Source organism: Winogradskyella sp. A3E31, from assembly GCF_046720935.1.
In the GTDB taxonomy this organism is placed as follows: Bacteria; Bacteroidota; Bacteroidia; order Flavobacteriales; family Flavobacteriaceae; genus Winogradskyella.
The window spans coordinates 137,283-158,804 of record NZ_JBHNWH010000003.1; the positions used below are offsets into that span (position 1 = coordinate 137,283).

The 21,522-nt window shown below is 35.0% G+C and carries 20 protein-coding genes and 1 other RNA gene; 10 read left to right on the forward strand and 11 right to left on the reverse strand.

The window, feature by feature from the left end; genetic code table 11:
* Positions 1–15: 15 nt before the first annotated feature.
* Positions 16–642 (reverse strand): CPBP family intramembrane glutamic endopeptidase, encoded by a 627-nt coding sequence (locus tag ACFEMA_RS05075; protein ID WP_411766954.1) that lies wholly within the window; start codon positions 640–642, stop codon positions 16–18.
* 52 nt (positions 643–694) lie between these two features.
* Positions 695–1,153, reverse strand: coding sequence for an Lrp/AsnC family transcriptional regulator (locus ACFEMA_RS05080; protein WP_411767141.1), 459 nt, complete (start codon positions 1,151–1,153; stop codon positions 695–697).
* Positions 1,154–1,313: 160 nt separating this feature from the next.
* On the opposite strand from ACFEMA_RS05080, the gene ACFEMA_RS05085 reads away from it, so the two are divergent.
* Positions 1,314–2,513, forward strand: coding sequence for an aminotransferase class I/II-fold pyridoxal phosphate-dependent enzyme (locus tag ACFEMA_RS05085; RefSeq protein WP_411766955.1), 1,200 nt, complete (start codon positions 1,314–1,316; stop codon positions 2,511–2,513).
* A gap of 4 nt (positions 2,514–2,517) precedes the next feature.
* Here ACFEMA_RS05085 and ACFEMA_RS05090 read toward each other — a convergent pair whose 3' ends face one another.
* The gene (locus ACFEMA_RS05090; RefSeq protein ID WP_411766956.1) at positions 2,518–3,561 is read right to left on the reverse strand and encodes a metal-dependent hydrolase; all 1,044 of its coding nucleotides are present in this window, start codon (positions 3,559–3,561) and stop codon (positions 2,518–2,520) included.
* An 89-nt stretch (positions 3,562–3,650) separates the two neighbouring features.
* On the opposite strand from ACFEMA_RS05090, the gene nhaC reads away from it, so the two are divergent.
* Positions 3,651–5,135: a Na+/H+ antiporter NhaC gene (gene nhaC / locus ACFEMA_RS05095; RefSeq protein ID WP_411766957.1), complete on the forward strand. Its 1,485-nt coding sequence runs from the start codon at positions 3,651–3,653 to the stop codon at positions 5,133–5,135.
* A gap of 102 nt (positions 5,136–5,237) precedes the next feature.
* Complete coding sequence (locus ACFEMA_RS05100; RefSeq protein ID WP_411766958.1) at positions 5,238–5,954, forward strand: hypothetical protein; 717 nt, start codon at positions 5,238–5,240, stop codon at positions 5,952–5,954.
* 4 nt (positions 5,955–5,958) lie between these two features.
* Here ACFEMA_RS05100 and ACFEMA_RS05105 read toward each other — a convergent pair whose 3' ends face one another.
* The 3 genes from ACFEMA_RS05105 to ACFEMA_RS05115 all read right to left on the reverse strand — a co-directional run bounded on the left by ACFEMA_RS05105 (position 5,959) and on the right by ACFEMA_RS05115 (position 9,381).
* Complete coding sequence (locus ACFEMA_RS05105) at positions 5,959–6,432, reverse strand: ankyrin repeat domain-containing protein (RefSeq protein WP_411766959.1); 474 nt, start codon at positions 6,430–6,432, stop codon at positions 5,959–5,961.
* 75 nt (positions 6,433–6,507) lie between these two features.
* Positions 6,508–8,721 (reverse strand): catalase/peroxidase HPI, encoded by a 2,214-nt coding sequence (gene katG, locus ACFEMA_RS05110; RefSeq protein ID WP_411766960.1) that lies wholly within the window; start codon positions 8,719–8,721, stop codon positions 6,508–6,510.
* Between the two features lie 186 nt (positions 8,722–8,907).
* Positions 8,908–9,381 (reverse strand): hypothetical protein, encoded by a 474-nt coding sequence (locus ACFEMA_RS05115; RefSeq protein ID WP_411766961.1) that lies wholly within the window; start codon positions 9,379–9,381, stop codon positions 8,908–8,910.
* A gap of 86 nt (positions 9,382–9,467) precedes the next feature.
* Here ACFEMA_RS05115 and ACFEMA_RS05120 point away from each other — a divergent pair, with 86 nt between their 5' ends.
* Positions 9,468–9,704 (forward strand): DUF2007 domain-containing protein, encoded by a 237-nt coding sequence (locus ACFEMA_RS05120; RefSeq protein ID WP_411766962.1) that lies wholly within the window; start codon positions 9,468–9,470, stop codon positions 9,702–9,704.
* 49 nt (positions 9,705–9,753) lie between these two features.
* On the forward strand, positions 9,754–10,626 hold the full coding sequence (locus ACFEMA_RS05125) for a hypothetical protein (RefSeq protein WP_411766963.1): 873 nt from the start codon (positions 9,754–9,756) through the stop codon (positions 10,624–10,626).
* 144 nt (positions 10,627–10,770) lie between these two features.
* Here ACFEMA_RS05125 and ACFEMA_RS05130 read toward each other — a convergent pair whose 3' ends face one another.
* The gene (locus ACFEMA_RS05130) at positions 10,771–12,396 is read right to left on the reverse strand and encodes an ABC-F family ATP-binding cassette domain-containing protein (protein ID WP_411766965.1); all 1,626 of its coding nucleotides are present in this window, start codon (positions 12,394–12,396) and stop codon (positions 10,771–10,773) included.
* A gap of 190 nt (positions 12,397–12,586) precedes the next feature.
* On the opposite strand from ACFEMA_RS05130, the gene ACFEMA_RS05135 reads away from it, so the two are divergent.
* Complete coding sequence (locus tag ACFEMA_RS05135) at positions 12,587–14,026, forward strand: hypothetical protein (protein WP_411766967.1); 1,440 nt, start codon at positions 12,587–12,589, stop codon at positions 14,024–14,026.
* Positions 14,027–14,059: 33 nt separating this feature from the next.
* Here the strand turns inward: ACFEMA_RS05135 and fsa are convergent, their stop codons facing one another.
* The 3 genes from fsa to ffs all read right to left on the reverse strand — a co-directional run bounded on the left by fsa (position 14,060) and on the right by ffs (position 15,821).
* Positions 14,060–14,713, reverse strand: a complete 654-nt coding sequence (gene fsa, locus ACFEMA_RS05140; protein ID WP_411766968.1) for a fructose-6-phosphate aldolase — start codon at positions 14,711–14,713, stop codon at positions 14,060–14,062.
* Between the two features lie 102 nt (positions 14,714–14,815).
* Positions 14,816–15,619, reverse strand: a complete 804-nt coding sequence (locus tag ACFEMA_RS05145) for an SDR family oxidoreductase (RefSeq protein WP_411766970.1) — start codon at positions 15,617–15,619, stop codon at positions 14,816–14,818.
* A 103-nt stretch (positions 15,620–15,722) separates the two neighbouring features.
* Positions 15,723–15,821, reverse strand: an RNA gene (gene ffs / locus ACFEMA_RS05150) — signal recognition particle sRNA small type.
* A gap of 88 nt (positions 15,822–15,909) precedes the next feature.
* On the opposite strand from ffs, the gene ACFEMA_RS05155 reads away from it, so the two are divergent.
* From ACFEMA_RS05155 to ACFEMA_RS05170, 4 genes are all read left to right on the forward strand, one after another.
* Complete coding sequence (locus tag ACFEMA_RS05155) at positions 15,910–16,944, forward strand: glutaminyl-peptide cyclotransferase (RefSeq protein ID WP_411766972.1); 1,035 nt, start codon at positions 15,910–15,912, stop codon at positions 16,942–16,944.
* 6 nt (positions 16,945–16,950) lie between these two features.
* Entirely contained in the window at positions 16,951–17,340 is a 390-nt protein-coding gene (locus tag ACFEMA_RS05160) for an acyl-CoA thioesterase (protein WP_411766973.1), read from the forward strand.
* Positions 17,341–17,430: 90 nt separating this feature from the next.
* Entirely contained in the window at positions 17,431–18,189 is a 759-nt protein-coding gene (locus ACFEMA_RS05165; protein WP_411766975.1) for a hypothetical protein, read from the forward strand.
* Between the two features lie 74 nt (positions 18,190–18,263).
* Positions 18,264–19,841, forward strand: a complete 1,578-nt coding sequence (locus ACFEMA_RS05170) for a hypothetical protein (protein WP_411766977.1) — start codon at positions 18,264–18,266, stop codon at positions 19,839–19,841.
* A 378-nt stretch (positions 19,842–20,219) separates the two neighbouring features.
* Here the strand turns inward: ACFEMA_RS05170 and glyA are convergent, their stop codons facing one another.
* Positions 20,220–21,494, reverse strand: coding sequence for a serine hydroxymethyltransferase (gene glyA / locus ACFEMA_RS05175; RefSeq protein WP_411766978.1), 1,275 nt, complete (start codon positions 21,492–21,494; stop codon positions 20,220–20,222).
* Between the last annotated feature and the right edge of the window lie 28 nt (positions 21,495–21,522).

Genomic DNA, 21,522 nt, shown 5'->3' on the forward strand with positions numbered 1-21,522 from the left:
AAAATATGACAACACTCAAACAGGAAACCCCAACATAGCACCAAAACCAACTGTATATAGCCATCCGCCATATAAAGCATGTTCTATAGACACCAAAAGTGTTGATTGTGTTCTTTGAAAAGTCAATGCAAACAAAAGGCCTCCAACAAAAGTGAGTGCCATTACCAAAGTATTTTGAAAAAACAGATGTGCTAACGAAAATAGTGTGGCATTAATAAATAGGAGAAGATTTTGGTTTTTAAATAAATGCTGATACCGCTTAAAGAAAAACGTTCTATAAATCAATTCTTGCGGATAGACAGAAAACAAGCAATACACACCCAAAAATAGCACCCATTTTTGGGGATTGCTTTTTACGGCATTAAATAAACTTGTGCTATCCATGGCCAGGATATAAAGTGAGGTTATAACAGCTATGCCTACAAATTTCATAAACGTCAGTCGCCAAAATCGTTTCCAATTAATGCCTTTAGCAACGTGAATTTTAATGTTTTCGACCCTTAATAGAGTATAAAGTATATATAAGAAGCCTATACCTACAATACTTATCTTAACATAAATTGAAATAGAAGTCACCAAGAAAATTGGCAATAACAAAAAAAGGACAACTAATTCTAAATACCTGTAAATAGGTGATTGCATAACGTTTTAAATTATCTCATTAAATATAAGGATATCAAAAAGAATGAAAGTGCTAAACTTCAATAGCCGTTGTATGCTTAACTTCATTAATCATAAACATGCTATGTGTACTACCAATATGATTAATGGTTGTTAATTTTTTCACCATAAAGTCTCTAAAAGCCTCCATGTCCCCAACAACAACCTTTAAAAGGTAGTCATAATCACCACTAATATGATAACACTCTAATACCTCGTTAAGCTGAGTAACCTCACGCTCAAACTTTACGACATACTCTTTGGTATGCTGAACCAACTTAATATGGCAAAACGCCACAAAGTCCTTATTCACTTTTTTTCGGTCAAGAAGTGCTACATACTTGTTAATAACCCCATTATTCTCTAACTTTTTTATGCGCTCGTAAACGGCGGTAACAGATAAATTAAGCTGGTATGCCAACTTTTTAGTGGTTTGCTTATTATCCGATTGTAATAGTTTTAACAGTTGCCTATCTGTTTTGTCAAATTCCAACATTGTAAATTTTTCTATATGATAACCTCTTTAAATCAATTTAACTAAAATAAAACTATATAAATGAATATTAAGTTATTATTATTCTAAATATTTACTTAACTGTTGATTTTAATTCTTAATAATTAGAAATTTGATGTAATTATAAAATTACACTACAATGAAGTTTAAACCAGCGAATAACATTCAGGATCTACAATATTTCGGAGAGTTTGGTGGAGTTAACCCATCCATTTCCGATTCATCAACCTATACCTTTCTTTCTGCAAAGACTATGTTCGACACCTTTGAAGGCAATGCTGATGGTTGTTATTTGTATTCGAGACATTCATCCCCTTCAAACTTATATCTTGGTGAAGCCTTAGCTGCCATGGAAGGTACAGAAACGGCTACCGTTACAGCTTCAGGAATGGGAGCCATAACACCTGTTTTGTTACAGTTGTGTGGTAATGGAGATCATATCGTGAGCAGTAGAACCATCTATGGAGGTACTTATGCCTTTTTGAAAAACTTCACGCCAAGACTTGGTATCGACACTTCTTTCGTGGATATCACAAAATTGGACGTTGTAGAGGCATCTATCACAAAAAATACTAAGGTCATCTATTGTGAATCCGTTAGCAACCCCTTATTAGAAGTTGCTGATATTAAAGGGTTGTCCGCATTAGCCAAAAAACACAATTTACAATTGGTTGTAGATAACACCTTCTCTCCTTTATCCATTTCGCCAGTAAAACTGGGTGCTGATGTGGTTATACATAGTTTAACTAAGTTTATTAATGGTTCGTCAGATACTGTTGGTGGTGTGGTTTGCGGCACACAAGAATTAATTGACCAACTACGTAATGTCAATGATGGAGCAGCTATGTTGTTAGGTTCTACAATGGATAGTTTACGTGCGGCTTCGGTTTTAAAAAACTTAAGAACACTTCATATTAGAATGCAGCAGCACAGTCATAATGCTCAGTTTTTAGCTGAAAAGTTTGAAAACGATAATCTTAAAACTGTTTATCCGGGATTAACTTCCCATCCATCTCATGAGTTATTTACAAGTATGATGAATGAAAAATATGGTTTTGGCGGTATGATGACAATTGATGTTGGCTCATTGGATAAAGCCAATGCATTGATGGAGCTGATGCAAGATCGTAATTTAGGGTATCTGGCGGTAAGTTTAGGCTTTTACAAAACCTTATTTAGCGCACCCGGCAGTTCAACATCTTCCGAAATATCTGAAGAAGAACAGATAGAAATGGGTCTCAGTGACGGTTTAATCCGGTTTTCTATTGGCTTGGATGCAGATATAGAACGCACTTACAACACAATGAAAACCTGTATGAAAGATTTAGGAATTTTGTAATTATTTAAATCCCTTTTAATCGTTGAAACATAGGCTTAAAGAATTCTAAAGGATCTACTTTTTTGCCTTTAGATTCAAATCTTGGCCCGCTGGAGATCATATCCCAAGTGTTATTCATTTTCTGAATTTTAAATGAAAATATAAATGAATCCATATCCGTTGGATCAGCTAATGGATACCTAAGGTCAGAAAAACGAAACACATTAGGGTCACTCGATGCTTTTACATTAAAATAACCATTACTAAACCAAATCAACTTTTTAAGGTTCGGGTCTTCAAGATCAATGAGATGATGCTCTTTTGGAATTCTTGTCCAATCTTTCACTCTTCTTTCATCATCAAAAAGTGAATAAAACCCAATATAATAATCGTCTTTTGTCTCTGCTACGCCATACCAAAGCATATTGTTCAATATAGTTGGTTGAGTTTGAAACCGCTCAAAGGACATTCGTTCATCTTGAAGGGACTTTTTAAACACACTTGAGACGTTCCATGAATTTAAAACTGTTAGACATAAATAGATGGATGATGCACCTACTCCTATTTTAAACCATAATCTTCTTTTTTGAGAATTTCGTTTAAAGAATAGTAGAGCAGTCATTCCGAATAAAAAAGGTATGGTGTAAAATGGATCTGCAACTGAAATGGTATTAAACGCCACCCTATAATCTGAAATAGGACTGAAGAGTTGTGTGCCATAAGGCGTAAAACAATCTAATATCGGATGTGTGAATAACGCCCAGAAGTAAAGCATTATCCAGTCTTTTAGTGTTGTTGTTCCCCTACGCCTTCTAAAATTATATAGTTTAAAGGTTAGCCAGCCAAACACAAAACAGCCAATTACCGCAAACCAAATGGAATGCATAAATCCTCTGTGGAAAGCCATCACCTGAATTTCATTGTTGTAAATCCATTGGCCAACATACACATCCAAATCCGGAATGGTACCGCCAATAGCCCCAAACAACAAAGCCTTATTTCCTATTTTTTTACCAAGGACAGCTTCACCACAAGCTGCACCTAAAACTATTTGAGTTAGTGAATCCATATTATTTTTTCGAATGTAAAAGTAAGCAACTGGCGGCATTTGCAATTCAATTTTCAAAATCGTAACATTACGGAAGCAAAAAAACAACCATGCAAGACGACCAGAACCTTTCGGATATTGAAATACAAGATCAACACATTAAGGACAACAAAGAGTTAAGCTTACGTGAAGCCTTAGTGCCAGTAGTTATTTTAATGGCGCTTTTAGCTTATAATATCTTTTTCGTTGAAGATCATGAATGGTTGGGTGTATACACAAATCAGATTATTCTCCTTATTGCTGCTGGTGTTGCTTTTTTTATGGGGCTATTCAATAAAGTGCAATCAATGATAATGTTACAAGAAGTTTGGGAGAACTTAAAAAGTGTTTTTGTCCCAATTGTCATTCTATTATTGGTTGGAGCTCTTGCTGGTACTTGGTTGATAAGTGGAGTTATTCCGGCAATGGTTTATTATGGCTTACAAGTGTTGAGCCCTGAGATATTTTTACCTGCGACTGTCGTTATATCTGCTATAATTTCTATTGCAACTGGTAGTTCTTGGACGACCTCTGCTACTGTCGGTATAGCATTAATTGGTATTGGATCTGCACTTGGAATCAATCCAGGAATGATAGCTGGTGCAGTTATATCTGGCGCATATTTTGGAGATAAAATGTCACCTTTGAGTGACACAACAAATTTAGCGCCCGCTATGGCAGGGATAGATTTATTTACTCATATCAGATATATGAGTCTTACTACTGGCCCTACTATTATAGTCACTTTAATTTCATTCAGCGTTATAAGTTTTTTCATTGAACCAACGGGAGATGCAGACTTAACAAATTTATTGAATTCTATAGATTCAGCTTTTAATATAACGCCATTGTTATTTTTAGTTCCTGTAGCTGTAATCATTTTAATTTTATTGAAGACCAAACCTTTGATTGCTTTGGCCACAGGTGTTTTAGTCGCTGTTGTTTTTGCACTAATTTTTCAGACCGACGTCCTCCAATCTGTTTCAGATTCTAACATGGGAGCTATTTCAAATTCAATACTCACCGATATAAGTATTGCCACGGATAACGAAAAACTAAATGAACTGTTTACTGCTGGCGGAATGAATGGCATGCTTTGGACCATATACTTATGTGCATGTGCTATGGTATTCGGTGGTGTAATGGATGGTATTGGTGCTCTTGCAAGAATCACAAAATCCCTTCTATCTGTTGCATCTAGTGTATTTGGACTATTTGCTTCAACAGTTATGAGTTGTTTGGGGTTAAATGTTATTGCCTCTGATCAGTATTTAGCGATTGTCATCCCAGGGAAGATGTTTAAAAAAGCTTTTGATGATAAAGGTTTAGCCCCAGAAAATCTAAGTAGAACACTTGAAGATTCTGGTACCGTAACTTCTGTATTGATTCCTTGGAATACTTGCGGAGCCTACCAAAGTGGGGTTTTAGGTGTTAGTGTTGCCGACTATTTTGTCTATGCCATCTTTAACTGGCTAAGTCCGTTTACTACGTTACTGTTTGCGGCATTTTCTATTAAGATAAGAATGCTGACAGAAAAGAAACCGCAACTCGTTTAAGTATTTTCTTTCATTTTAGTGTGCTATTGCCCCAAATCTAAATAGGAATGTTAAAGACTTGTAATTGCGACTTTTAGGTGTTATTTTTAAAGTAAAAACGCAATGGTGCTGAAAAGGACAAATATTGAGGAAAAGCTAAAGCGAACACGACAAAAAGACTCTAAGCCAGATATATTAAAGGAAGTACATGCTATTCTCGACAAGGATGCATTAATAGAAGGTGAAATTCTTGACACACTTAACTCTGGGCATACAAGTGAATCAAACACCTTTAAATTTGAAGCACTAGAGACTGAACATATTTATCACATTGACCAAATTAAGGCTATTTGTATTGACTATAGACTTCGATTTTTAGATACAAAGTATTTTAAAGGCGAATTACCTTATGAAGCGATTTCTAAAATTAAACATCTTGAAAAATTACACGGCACTAAATTAAAAGGATTTAAAATTATTGCTCCTTCAAAATTATTTAAGCTAGAAAATTATGACGACCCTCTTCTTTTTGCACCTATAGGAAATGGATATTTTTATTTAGTACATAAATGGGGCAATGACCTTAATCCTTTTAGAAAATGGTTAATGAAACCCTATAAGAGTTTTGAAAATTTAATTGTAGCCATTCTTTTAATCAGTCTTTTTACAACTGTAGTTATCCCCTTTACATTTCTTAATGGCGATGCTAGCCCTGCTCAATTCTGGATGATATTCTTTTTTATATTTAAGTGCTATGCTGCAATCGCACTTTATTATGGCTTTGCTGCCGGTAAGAATTTTAACAATAGTATATGGAATAGCAAATATTTCAATGCTTAATATTCTAAACCTCCAATGCTTCTAAAAGCTCCGTGAATCCTTTATCCTTTGCCTGGTCATAAGCTGTTTTTCCTTCATTATCGGTGAGGCTTTTGTCTGCATTGTGCTTTAATAGTAATTCTATACTATCTTTTTGATTATACGTCGCTGCAAAAATCAAGGCAGTCGTTCCCATAGTATTCTTGGCGTTGACATCGGCTCCTCTATCTAATAATTCAGAAGCTATTCTTGTATTTCCTTTATAAGATACACCTATAAGTGCAGTATTTCCGGTAGCATCTTTTGCATTTAAATCTGCCCCATTGTCCATAAGTGTTTTTGCAATATCCTCCTTATTAAAGTAAGTTGCAAAAATTAAAGGGGTAAAACCTCTTTGATCTTTAGCATTAACCACATTTGGGTTTTCATTAATCAATCTTAAAACAGCATCATTATTGCCAGATTGAATAGCTCCAAACAATTCTTGTGTTGCATCCATAATATTTAGGTTTTAAACAAAATTGGGATAAGTTTTTACCACCTACCCCAATTTATAATTATAAAAAATCTAGTTTTATTTTAAATCGAAACGATCTAAATTCATCACTTTAGTCCAAGCACTAACAAAATCCTTAACGAATTTATCTTGTGCATCATCCGTACCATAGACCTCTGCAATTGCTCGCAATTCAGTGTTTGAACCAAAAATTAGATCGGCGCGTGTTCCTTTATAAACGACTTTTCCGGTTTTTCTATCCTTTCCTTCAAATAATGTATCGTCATCTGAGGTAGAACTCCACGTATAAGTCATATCCAATAAGTTTGAAAAGAAATCATTGGTCAAGCTGCCTACTCTGTCTGTAAACACACCGTATTCAGAATTATCGAAATTAGCACCAAGTACTCTTAATCCACCAACCAATACTGTCATTTCTGGTACTGTTAAGGATAATAAATTTGCTTTATCTACTAACAAGTCTTCTGCTTTGACATCAATATTAGAGTTAACATAATTTCTAAAGCCATCACCAACTGGCTTCAAGTAATTAAATTGCTCTATATCTGTTTGCTCTTGAGTAGCATCACCTCTACCTTGTGAAAATGGTACTGATATGTTATGACCAGCATTTCTTGCTGCTTCTTCAACACCAGCAACTCCAGCCAATACAATAAGGTCTGCTATGGAAACTGTTCCGCTAAACTCATTTTGAATCCCCTCGTAAACATTTAAAACCTTATTTAATTCTTCAGGATTGTTTACTTTCCAGCTGCGCTGTGGTTCTAATCTTAAACGGCCTCCGTTTGCTCCACCACGTTTATCAGAATCTCTATACGTTGATGCCGAAGCCCAAGCTGTTTTTACTAATTCTGAAACTGTAAGACCAGAAGCTAATATCATTTTCTTCAAAGAATCGATATCTGCATCGCTCAATTTATAATCCACTTTTGGAATTGGGTCTTGCCATATTAATTCTTCCTTAGGTACCTCAGGGCCTAAGTAACGGTCAATTGGTCCCATATCGCGATGGGTCAACTTGTACCATGCGCGTGCAAAAGCTTCTTCAAATGCTTTATGGTCTTTATGGAATCGTTTTGAAATTTCTAAATACGCTGGATCAGTTTTTAAACCAATATCCGCAGTAGTCATCATCAAGGCTTGAGTCCCTTCTCCACCGGCTTTTGGTGCCATTCTGGCTTTAGATTCTGCCGTTGGTGTCCATTGGTGTGCCCCTGCAGGACTTTTTGTTAATTCCCAGTCATAATTCAATAAAACATCAAAATAATCGGCATCCCATTTAGTTGGATTAGGTGTCCAAGCTCCTTCAATACCACTAGTAATAGCATCTTCCAGCACACCGCTATTAAAAGAATTTTTCCAACCCATACTCATTTCTTCAATTGGTGCACCATGTGGTTCTGACCCTACATATTTATTAGGGTCAGCTGCACCATGTGCTTTTCCAAAGGTATGTCCACCTGCAACTAAAGCTACCGTTTCTTCATCATTCATTGCCATACGCCCAAATGTCTCTCTTACATCTTGTGCTGAGCCCATAGGATCAGGATTTCCGTTTGGTCCTTCCGGGTTAACATAAATCCAACCCATCATTACTGCGGCTAAAGGATCTTCTAAATCCCTTTGGTCATCGTAACGTGCTTCATTCGCACCCCATTCGGTTTCACTTCCCCAATACACATCTTGTTCTGGTTCCCAAATATCTTCACGTCCTCCTGCAAAACCAAAAGTTGGGAAACCCATAGATTCTAGTGCACAGTTACCTGCCAAAATCATTAAATCAGCCCAAGAAATCTTTTTACCGTATTTCTTTTTAATTGGCCATAATAACAAACGCGCCTTATCTAGATTACCATTATCTGGCCAACTATTGATTGGTGCAAAACGCTGGTTTCCTCCACCTGCACCACCACGTCCATCACCTACTCTGTAGGTTCCTGCACTGTGCCAAGCCATACGTATCATAAATCCACCATAATGACCATAATCTGCCGGCCACCAATCTTGAGATTCCGTCATTAGGTTGAGCACATCTTGCTTTAGTTCAGCAAAATCTAGGCTATTGAATTCTTTTGCATAATCAAAGTCCTCGCCCATAGGGTTTGTCTTTTCAGAATGCTGACGAAGAATATTTAATTTTAGTTCATTAGGCCACCAATCACGATTTTTGGTTCCGCCTCCAGCTGTTGCGTTTTGTTTACCGCTTAAAAAAGGGCATTGACTTACATCTGAATTGTTGATTTCAAATGATTCAGTATTCTTATTGTCCATTATATATAATTCTAGTTAATTTCAATTTTTATAAAATTAAAAAATTAAAACCTGCTTACAGAATATGAGCATTTTTTTAACGAATATTTTAATAGGTAAAACTTATTCTTAGGGTTGCAGAAATTGCCTAAATCTATAAAAAACAAATAATTGATTATTTATTGAGGTATCTGGTATTTAAATTTTTCAGTTAAATAAATCTTCCTCAGCTTTTGTAAGTGTCCAAATTAAAGGTGCAACATTATGGGAGGTGACTATAAGTTCTGTTTCACTTAAACTAGTAATTCCTCCAATAATAATTGTACCATTGATACTTCCATCTTCACTATATTCGACCCATTTAATTAATTCTGACCCAATTGAGCTAGAGCCAGTATCATTTTCTGTCACTATATAATCTCTAGAACTATTACACAATGCACATGCATAGTTTGGGTTTAAATTATCTGTTATTGTCATTACCCCTGAAATAGAATTAAATGTCCATGTTTTTTCCCCAGGTTCATAATCAATATTAATTGGACTAAAATCTCCACCTTGCTCATTTAATAAATTCCATGTACCGTGTAATGGGTCAGTAATTTCAACTCTTTCAAATTCATTATTGTCACAAGCAACTAAAAGACAAGAAAAAAGTAAGAGTCTACAAATTCTTAACATGATTAAAATATTTAATTAGATGGCTTTAATCTACTAATATAAAAAGAATATTTCGTAACTTTTATTTCGAATTAACACCTATAGATATGAGCACATCAGAATATATAAAGATTTATGGCGGTAACTTTATTATAGCTAAGCGTATAGCTATCGAACTTGAATCTATTGGAATAAACCCTTTAATTAAAGATGAAGGAGAGTCAAATAGGTTAAGTGGTTACCCCACAAGAAATATCGATCTTCAAGAAATTTATGTCTTTAAAGAAGATTCAAAAAAGGCCGAAGAGATTGTAAATAGAGTTAAAGCTGAGATGGAAGCTTAAGCAAGGGCATTATTCATCTTATCTCGTTGTTGGTATTAATTTGAACCAAATGAAATTCAAACTTACATATATTTTTATTTTTATATTATTTGTTTCTTGTAAACAAAATAAATTGGATGTTGCTACAGATTTTAAAAGTAACAGAGTGTCAGAATATATTTACTCATCAGAAAGGGATTTGAATCCTATTAATGAAAGTTGGATTCAAAAAGATTCACTCTTTTTATCAGAATTAACAAATATTTTGAAAAATGATGATAGTGATGTAACCGATATTCTAAAAATAGATGAAAATGATAGGAAAATCGCACTCGGTTTTGGCTATGAGCAAATCGAAGCAAGTATGGGAAAAGGCTATGCTGGAATTTATTATAATTTAATATTAAAAGAAGGTGAAGTCATATCTTATGAATTTACGCCAAATTTCCCAAGCAATAAAGATTTAACAGAGCGTTATTTAAAAATGTATTCAGGAATTTTCGAAATAAATGAAAACATACTTCACAAACGATATTTCAATATTGAAGGAATGGAAAGCCCTTTGAAAAACATAAATTCGGATATTTCATTGAATGAAAATTTAAGATTTCTTATGACACCATTTTCTGGAACAAGGTATGGTTTTAGCGGTGGATATTCAGGAAGCACTTTTACGAATAGGGCCATATTTTTGGAGGAATATAAAAGCATAACATCAGAAGTTTGCCTAATTCTTATGAACAGTAAAAATCCAGGAACAAGATTAATGGCGATTGAATATTATATGAAAAATAAATCTGCCTTTAAAAATCAAGATTTAATCAAAAATTGGATTGACAAAGTATACGCTGAATTACCAACAATAGAAACTTTAGAAGGATGTTTTGTAATGCACAGAGATAGTAAAGAATTAGTATCGGAATATGTAAACAGAAAAAACTAATGCCAACACCGTATATAAAAAATTGCTGGTGTTGTGCTTAATCAAAGCTCATAAATAGATTTAATTTCTCATTCCTGCGCAGGCAGGAATCTCATATTTAGATGACGAATGGATTCCTGCTTTCGCAGGAATGACAACGTGTAATTAAACCAAAACCCCATACATCTTATCACGCTGCTCTTTAATCTTTTTATCGCTCATATACTCATCAAAAGTCATATAACGGTCGATAACCCCATTGGGAGTCAACTCAATAATTCGGTTACCAACGGTTTGTGCAAACTCGTGGTCGTGGGTTGTTAAAAGTATAGTGCCCTTAAAGTTTTTTAAGGAATTATTAAAGGCTGTAATGCTTTCTAAGTCAAGATGATTTGTTGGTTCATCTAACATTAACACGTTAGCTCTCATCATCATCATACGACTTAACATACAACGCACTTTCTCTCCTCCAGAAAGTACATCGGCTGTTTTTAAAGCTTCTTCACCACTAAAGATCATCTTACCTAGAAAACCTCTAATGTTAACCTCTTCGCGCTCTTCTTCAGTTTGCGCCCATTGACGTAGCCAATCTACTAGCGTCATTTTTTTCTTGAAGAAGTCACTGTTATCCAATGGCAAATAGGATTGAGACGTTGTGATGCCCCAAGAAAACTTGCCTGCATCTGCTTTTTCGTTACCGTTCAAGATTTGATAAAACGCTGTTGTAGCTCTCGAATCTCTCGAAAATACAATGACCTTATCCCCTTTGTTTAAATTGATATCGATATTTTTAAATAAGACTTCACCGTCTAAAGATGCTGCTAAATTATCGACGTTAAGTATTTGGTCCCCGGCTTCACGATCGCGTTCAAAAATAATAGCGGGATAGCGACGACTTGATGGCTTAATGTCAGAGATATTTAATTTATCAATCATCTTCTTTCTACTTGTTGCTTGTTTGGATTTTGCAACGTTAGCAGAAAATCGTCTGATAAATTCTTCGAGTTCCTTTTTCTTTTCTTCGGCTTTCTTATTCTGCTGGGCTCTTTGTCTGGCTGCTAATTGAGAAGACTCATACCAAAATGTATAGTTCCCTGAATAGTGATTTATTTTCCCGAAATCTATATCAGAAATATGCGTACAAACAGCATCCAAAAAGTGTCTATCGTGAGAAACCACTATAACACAGTTGTCATAGTTTGCCAAGAAATTCTCTAACCAAGAAATGGTTTCGTAATCTAAATCGTTGGTAGGCTCATCCATTATCAACACATCTGGGTTACCGAATAATGCCTGTGCCAACAAGACTCTTACCTTTTGCTTACCATCTAGGTCTTGCATTAAGGAATAATGCAAATCTTCCTTGATTCCTAAGTTAGAAAGTAGTGCTGCAGCATCACTATCGGCGTTCCAGCCATTCATTTCTTCAAACTGTACCTGCAGCTCACCAATCTTTTCAGCATTTTCATCTGTGTAATCGGCATAAAGTGCATCGATTTCAGACTTCAATTTGTACAACGGTTTGTTACCTTTTAAAACGGTGTCTAAAACGGTGTCTTCATCGTGTTTATTATGATTCTGTTCTAAAACCGACATACGCTTGCCAGGCTCTAAATGAACATGCCCCGATGTCGGGTCCATTTTACCAGCTAGTATTTTTAGAAACGTGGATTTACCGGCACCATTGGCACCAATGATTCCATAACAATTTCCGGTATTAAAAGTGGTGTTAACCTCATCAAAAAGGATGCGTTTACCAAATTGAACAGACAGATTAGAAACTGATAACATATTAGGTTTAATTTAAATCAATGTACTTAGAAACCCTAAGCCTAAATTTTTAAGACTGCAAAAGTAGAAAAATCTAATGATGTGGTAAAATAAAACGCTCTCCTTCTATTATTTAACGTGCCATTAACAATGAAGAACCTTAGCAACACATATTTTTGTTTCAATGAGAAAAAACTACTAATTCTTTTTTATGCGCTATTTAATTCTATTCTTATTCCTAGTGATAGGTCTTTTTGGGTGCGATAACACCTCAAATGACAACGCTGGTTCGGCCTATCTTGGTGGGGAAATAATAAATCCCAAGAGTGACCATGTGATGGTGTTTAATAAGGACATGGAATTATCTGACACATTGAAGTTAGATGCTAACAACCGTTTTATTCATAAAATCGAAAATGTTAAGCCAGGCGTGTATTCGTTTTTTCATGGTGGCGAGGTTCAATTGGTGATTTTAGAGCCAAATGACAGCATAATGTTTCGTTTAAATACGTATGATTTTGATGAATCATTAGTATTTACAGGTGAAGGGGCTAGAAAAAACAACTACCTCATTAAGTTATTTGTGGAAAATGAGATTGAACGCAAGAAACTTATGAAATATGCTCAAAAAGAGCCTGAATATTTTATTGAGTTCATTGATAAAAAGTATGAATCTGCTGTTGAAAAATTTGAAAATTTCATAGCTAAAAAAGATATGTCAGACTTTGCCAAGCATATCATTAAATCTAATATCGACTATCATCATTTTGCTAAAAGGGAGATATACCCATTTGCATATTTTGGTAACAATAAGTTGGTACATGTTATGGATTTGCCAGAAGACTTCTATGACTTTAGATCAGAAATCAATTATAATGATATAGAAATTAATGAGAGTTATGATTACAATCTCTTTTTGTCTGCTCATATTGACAATTTGGCTTTAGAAAACTACTACAAAACGAAAGCATACCATTCTACTTTCGATCGCCATGAGATTAATTATAATCTAGCCAAACTAGAGCTTGTGGATAGTTTAATCACAAACCCTACTATTAAGAATAACCTCTTAAGAAATAAAACGTATCATTTTATAAACAATGTCAATAGTGATGAAGAAATCAATATAATGTTCAACCATTATCTGGCAAAATCTACATCGGAAGATGACAAAAATTATATGCGGAAACAAGTTGAATCGATTAAGAAGTTAAGACCAGGTTATGGTATACCTTCACTAAAGATTCAAAATGTAAAAGACGAGACATATACAATTTCAGAAGTTGTAAACCGACCCACTTTGATTTATTTCTGGTCTTCTAACAACATTCAACATTATAGAAATAGCCATTATAGAGCAAGAGAGTTACGTGAAAAATTCCCTGAAATGGCGTTTTTATCTATTAATACAGACAATAATTTAGATAAGTATTGGAAGAACACGTTAAACAAGTATAAATTTTCTTTAAAGGATGAGTATCGATTTGTGAATCCCGAGGAGTCTTTAAAATCTTTAGCAATCGGTTATGTTTTTAAAGTTATTATTGTGGATAAGAATTCTAATATTGTGCACCCCAATGCCAATATATTCAATGACGATTTTGAAATCCTTTTGGAAGAATTGAAGCTAAAAAAAGAGCTTTCGTTTTAAAAGCTCTTTCTTATTATTTCACTAACTAACAGTTTAATTTCCTTTTTTGTAATCTGCTAAGAACTTCTCTAGCCCAATATCAGTTAAAGGGTGCTTTAATAAACCTGTAATAGAACTTAAAGGTCCAGTCATAACATCAGCGCCAAGTTTTGCACAATCAATGACGTGCATTGTATGACGGACAGATGCGGCTAGAATTTCTGTCTCAAAAGCATAGTTATCATAGATATGACGTATCTCAGCAATAAGGTTTAAACCGTCGGTTGATATATCATCTAATCTTCCAATAAATGGAGACACATAAGTGGCACCCGCCTTGGCCGCCAATAACGCCTGCCCAGGAGAAAACACTAAAGTGACATTTGTTTTTATACCTCTGTCAGAAAAATATTTACACGCTTTTACACCATCTTTAATCATTGGCAACTTTATAACAATCTGATCGTGTAACTCTGCTAAGGCCTCCCCCTCTCTTACCATACCGTCAAAATCTGTTGAAATCACCTCAGCTGAAACATCACCATCCACAATATTACAGATGTTTACATAATGCTTCATAATATTATCCGTTCCGGTAATACCCTCTTTTGCCATTAAGGATGGATTGGTCGTTACCCCATCTAAAATACCCATATCTTGGGCTTCTTTAATCTGATCTAGATTGGCAGTGTCAATAAAAAATTTCATTCTTTAAGTAGTTTGAATTGTTGTGTTTAAGATTATGCAAATTTACAATTTATAGATTGCCCTACACCCTAAAACATTTGAAAACATATTAACATTAGCGTACTAAATGTTATAATGGTTGCTCAATATTTTTTCGTAGACTTTATCAGGAAGTACTCGTTTTAAAACTATTGAGAATTTTTGCATAAAAGCTCCGACCTTATAATGAATCTTTGGCTTAGGTGTCTCAATGATTTTAGCAATAATTTCGGCAACCATCTTAGGGTCACCTCCAGAATCCACATGGTCATCAATCATTTTAAGATTTGCAACATAGGATTTTTCATATGGAGAACCTGTTTTTACCGGAGCATGGTATCTTCCAGCAGCAATATTGGTTGCAAAATCACCAGGAGCTACATTGGCCATCTCAATATTGAATTCCTTTAGTTCCATCCTAAAGGACTCAGTAATTAATTCCAAAGCACCTTTACTAGCACTATAAACACCTCGGTATGGCAAACCCATATAACCGGCTATAGACGTAATATTAATGATAAGCCCACTTTCTTGTTTCCTCATTTGAGGCAGGATGGCTTTTATAACATTGATTGGTCCAAAAAAATTAGTTTCAAAATTTCGCTTTATTTCTTCTTCAGGAATTTCTTCAATTGGCCCTGTAATTCCGGCACCAGCATTATTAATCAATACATCAATTTTCTGAGCTTGTGTCAGAACTTCTCTTATGCATTCTGAAATTGTTTCCGGCTTGGTAACATCTAAAGTCACAAGTGGAAATTTACTGTCTTTGTACTTCTCAGGATTTCTACTAGTACCAAAGACGGAATAGCCCTTAGTCATAAGATATTCACCTATGGATTTTCCAATCCCAGATGAACCACCAGTAATCAAAACAACTTTAGACATATATTTAAGTTAAAAGTTCGATGTTAAAAGTACAAAGTTTGAAACTATAAATTAAAAAATCTTGATTCGCTAAAGCTTTCAAGATTTCAGTTTAGTGTACAAAAAAAGGCAAGCTACCTACATCACACCGCTACGACCGCTTACCTTTGCTGCGTTCCCGCCCTGGAGGATTCAGCAGGAGCTGGTTGTGTAGGACTTGCCGATTGCAAAGATACAACCTTTTAATACTTTCACAATTTTTTTAATACCAAATTATTTATAAATATCTTGCCAAAAATTAAAGTTAAACCATGTCTTTTCAAAAGTATTTAAGCCTCCTTTTAATAGCACTTTTTGTTGTTAGTTGTAATGATGATTCCAAAGCCAATGATTATGGCTTATCCATAAAAACCAATGCAAAAAATAATACCATTACTCTTGGTGAGAGCATTTCATTATCATTAAATAATCCTGAAGGTATTTCCATTCAATCAGTAACCTATCAATTAAATGATAAACCCACTGAAACAACCTTAACATATGCAAACGGAAAGCTTGGTGGACAACATATAACTGCAAATGTTATTCACGATAACGACACTATTATTGTAAATGGTACATTTAAAGTGTTGAGCAATTTTGTGCCAGATATCTACACCTATGAAATTATTAACACCTATCCTCACGATATAACATCATATACACAAGGCTTAGAGTTCCATAATGGTGAATTGTATGAAAGTACTGGTCAATATGGAGAATCTAAACTTAGGAAAGTAGATTTTGCAACTGGAGATGTTTTAAAAAATGTCAACCTTAGCAATGGCTTTTTTGCTGAAGGATTAACCATATTAAATGACAAACTCTACCAATTAACTTGGCAAGAAAACACAGGAATTATTTACGATGTAAATACGCTTGAAAAAGAAGGCATCTTTAGATATGGTAAAAGTAAAGAAGGCTGGGGTTTATGCAACGATGGCACCTCACTCTACAAGTCTGATGGCACTGAACGCATCTGGACTTTAAACACAGACAACTTCAATGAAGACGATAAAATTGAAGTGTACACTAACAAAGGTAAAATTCCACAGTTAAATGAATTAGAATGGATTAACGGAAAAATCTATGCTAACATTTATCAAAAAAACGGTGTTGTAATTGTTGAACCTTCTACTGGTGCTGTTGAAGGGGTTATTGATTTTTCTCCATTAAAAGACATGGTGACTCAACACTCAGAATTAGATGTCCTCAACGGTATTGCCTATAACCCTGAGACCCAAACCATTTTTGTGACAGGTAAAAATTGGGATAAGCTTTTTGAGGTGACCATTAAAAAGAAATAGCTTTTAATGGAGGTCTTTGTTAAAACCATTAAAGTTAAACAGGAGGATTTAGACCAACTGCAATACGTTAATAATGTCCGGTACGTGCAATGGGTTCAGGATATTGCTGAAGCCCATTGGCTAAAAAATGCTTCTGACGAAATACTGAATCAGTACTTCTGGGTCTTATTAAGTCATCATATAGATTATAAATCTCCTGCTGTCTTAGATGATACAATTCGCATTGAAACCTTTGTGGAACAATCTGAAGGAGTAACTTCAATCAGAAAGGTCAACATGTATAACGATAGTACTGATAAACTATTGGTGACTTCTACTACCAAATGGTGTTTTATGTCTAAAGACACTTTGCGACCTACTCGGATTACTCAAGAAATTGCTGGCCTTTTTAATTAACATTTTCTTAGGTTAAAGTTTATTTAAGGTCGATTAAAATTTCACATTTAAGCTGTTATTTAGAGGTAACCTAAGCCAATCAACTACCTAATGCTGAAAACACAGCTCTTTATTTTTCTACTGCTTTTTGCCTCTGCTGCCCATTCACAGATAATAAATGGAAAAGTATATGATGCGGAGTCGACTGTAAAAGGAGTGAAAATCACAAACATCTCAACTAGAATCATAACCAACTCTGATCAAAATGGTGATTTTCGATTACAAGCAACTGTAAATGATTCTCTGGTTTTTGAATCCTTATTTCATCACCCATTAAAAATTGCTGTAAAACCTTCATTCTTTGAAGATGTATATGTATTTGAGCTCAAAAAACTGGTTAACGAATTGGACGAAATATTACTAAGCGAAGAAAAATCTAAAGTAAAGCCGTTTGAAGAGGAAACCTATAATTTAAAGTTAAATGAAATAATACAAACAGACATTAAAGAAAATCCACATCTTTATGGAAGGGCTCCAAGTTATGGATTAGACTTTATACAAGTTATAGGTCTTGTAGCTAAACTCTTCAAAAAGAAAAAATCAAAAAGAGAAATTGACTCAAACATCACTTACGATCAGCTTGTAAAACTGTTTGAGTCTCATGTATTCTTTAATACCGAACTGTTAGAGGTAGATTTAAGCATTCCAAAAGACAATACGCTCTTATTTATGGAGTTTTGCGAAGCTCGAGGCATCAAAAAAAGCTTGATGAAGGAAAGTAAGCGCTTTCAGTTATTGGATGTTTTTGTACTGTATAGTCAAGAGTTTTTAGTCATATTAGAAGATTATAAAGCACTAAAGACTGATTAAATTAAATAAGGCGTATTCATAATAAAACATTAGTTCAAAAGTTATATTTTTAGCCTTTAGACTAAATCTTTGCTATGAAGCGATTTCTATACCTCACTTTTACACTTGGCTTATTGTTATTTTGGAGTTCTTGCCGAAATGATTTTGAATTCTCTCCAAGCACAGGTCAGTTAGAGTTTGCCAAAGACACAGTTTACCTCGATACCGTATTTAATAATATTGGCTCAAGCACCTATAATTTAAAGGTATATAACCGTAGTGACGAAGATATTGTCATTCCTACAATTCAGCTAGAACGCGGCGTGAGTTCATTTTATAGGATGAATGTCGATGGCGGAACAGGTTCAGAAGGCGAACTCCAGGGCAAGTATTTTGAAGATGTAGAACTCTTAGCTAATGACAGTCTGTTTATTTTTATAGAAACCACCATTGATATTTCTACGTTGCCAACTATGGACGTAGAGTTTCTTTATACGGATAGAATTCTATTTGATGGCGGTTCTAACCAACAGGATGTTGATTTGGTCACCCTGGTAAAAGATGCTATTTTTATTTATCCAAATAGAGATGAAACCACCAACATTAGAGAGACACTGACCTTTGACGTCGATGGTGATGGCAACCCTGACGAAACAACGTTAACCGGACGCTTTTTAGAAGATTCTGAATTAAACTTCACTAACGTAAAACCCTATGTCATTTACGGTTACGCTGGTGTCGATACAGGAAAAACACTCACGATTGATGCTGGAGCACGCGTACATTTTCATGCAGATTCTGGTATTTTGGTCAATAATGGCGGTAGTTTACAAGTTAATGGCGAGTTGAGTACTGACCCTGAAGCCTTAGAAAACGAAGTAATTTTTGAAGGAGATCGCTTAGAACCATTATTTGAAGATATCCCAGGACAATGGGGCACCATTTGGTTATTCAACGGAAGCACCAATAATGTGATTAATTACGCTACTATAAAAAATGCAACTATTGGTGTGTTATCAGAAGGCAACCAAGATGCCGCAACGGATAAATTATCAATTAGTAATTCACAAATCTATAATTCCAGTGCATTCGGTATTCTTGGTAGAGCAACGTCAATAGGTGCAGAAAATGTGGTGATTAATAATTCTGGCCAGTCATCTTTTGCCGGAACTGTCGGTGGTAAATACAATTTTACACATTGTACCATTGCCAATTATTGGGATAACAGCTTTAGGCAATTCCCCGCACTATTATTGAATGATTTTGTTCAAGTAGATGAATCATCAATTGCTACAAACCCTTTGGTAGAAGCAAATTTTAATAATTGTATTATTTACGGAAACGATAATCCTGAATTTATTTTAGACCAACAAGGTGATGATTTCAACTTTAAGTTTACTAACTGTTTGCTGCGTTTCGATAATGATAATTTAGAAGGCACACCAAACTATGTTTTTGGTGATATGACTAATTATGAAGGCAATATTTTTAACCAAGAACCCAATTTTGAAGCGCCTTTTGATAATTTATTGAGAATAGGAGAAGACTCAGCTGCTAATGGTGCTGCCAATAGCTTATTCTCAATGCAAGTGCCTTTTGATATACTTGGTACTTCACGCTCAGCCACACCAGATATTGGGGCTTATGAGAGTGTGGTTTTTGAAGAGGATTAAAATGAAATATTTATTCTTTTTATTTTTTACTGTTTGTAACTTTTTAGTTGCTCAAGAAAGGATGTCTACCAATAACCTAACAATATCCCATGATCCAATAACTTCTATCGAGTTTGATTTAAATCAACAGGGGTTATCAAAAGAACATACTGAATTTCTTAATAACATCGGGATCCTAATTAATAAAAATAAAAATGTTAAATATCTATTTCAAATTATCCCAAGTAACAAAGAGCAAATCAATCTAGAATATAAAAGAACTGACCTTATTCTTGAATATTTAAAATCAAATTTCAAGATTAAAAAATCACAAATTCTTATTCAATACTTCGAATCAATTCCACACAAATCGATGATAATGTTTGTTATGGAGAAAAACTAAGAAACAAACAAAGGTCTCCCACTCATCAACGCATTCACTTTTTTCGCAATCCCATCCAGCACGGTTTCGTTTTCATAATTCATTAAAACCTCATCAATCAAGTCAACGACTAAAGCCATGTCATTTTCTTTAAGCCCACGGGTTGTAATAGCAGATGTTCCGACTCTAATACCAGAAGTCACAAAAGGAGTTTGTGTATCAAAAGGCACCATATTTTTATTCACGGTGATATCTGCTTTAACCAAAGCTTGTTCCGCATCTTTACCTGTAATATCTTTATTTCGTAAATCGATCAACATCATGTGATTGTCAGTACCACCAGAGATTAAATGATAGTCTTTAGCAACAAAAGCTTTGGCCATAGCTTCTGCATTTTTTTTAACCTGAAGTATATAATGCATAAACTCGTCCGTTAGGGCTTCACCAAAAGCAATAGCCTTAGCTGCAATAATGTGCTCTAAAGGCCCACCCTGATTACCAGGGAAAACACCAGAGTCCAATAAGCCTGACATCTTTCTAAGATTTCCGTTTTTAAGTGTAATTCCGAAAGGGTTGTCTATATTCTTTCCCATCATAATCATTCCTCCACGAGGCCCTCTCAAGGTTTTATGGGTTGTTGTCGTTACAATGTGGCAATGTGGCATCGGGTCATTTAATATACCTTTTGCGATTAAACCCGCCGGATGCGAAATATCGGCCAACAATACTGCACCAACATTATCTGCCACTTCTCTGAATTTTTCAAAATCCATATCACGAGAATAGGCTGAAGCACCTGCAATAATTAATTTCGGTCGCTCTTTTTCAGCAACATCAGACAACATATCGTAATCTATATAGCCTGTATCTTTTTTGACTCCGTAAAAGGTCGGGTTGTAAAGCTTTCCTGAAAAATTTACCGGAGACCCATGAGTTAAGTGTCCACCATGAGACAAATCAAATCCTAGAATAGTATCACCAGGCTTTAAACACGCATGAAAAACAGCTGTGTTAGCTTGACTGCCTGAATGCGGTTGTACGTTAGCATATTCAGCATTAAACAAGGTCTTTGCGCGTTCTATAGCAATTTTCTCAACTTCATCAACCACTTCGCATCCCCCATAATAACGCTTCCCAGGGTAACCTTCCGCATATTTATTCGTCAAAACCGAACCTGCAGCTTCCATAACCTGTTCGCTCACAAAATTCTCGGAAGCGATAAGTTCTATTCCGTCTAATTGTCGTTCTTTTTCTGCGTTTATAAGTTCAAAAATTTGTTCGTCGCGATACATACCTAAAGTTTGTGTTAAATGAGCATCA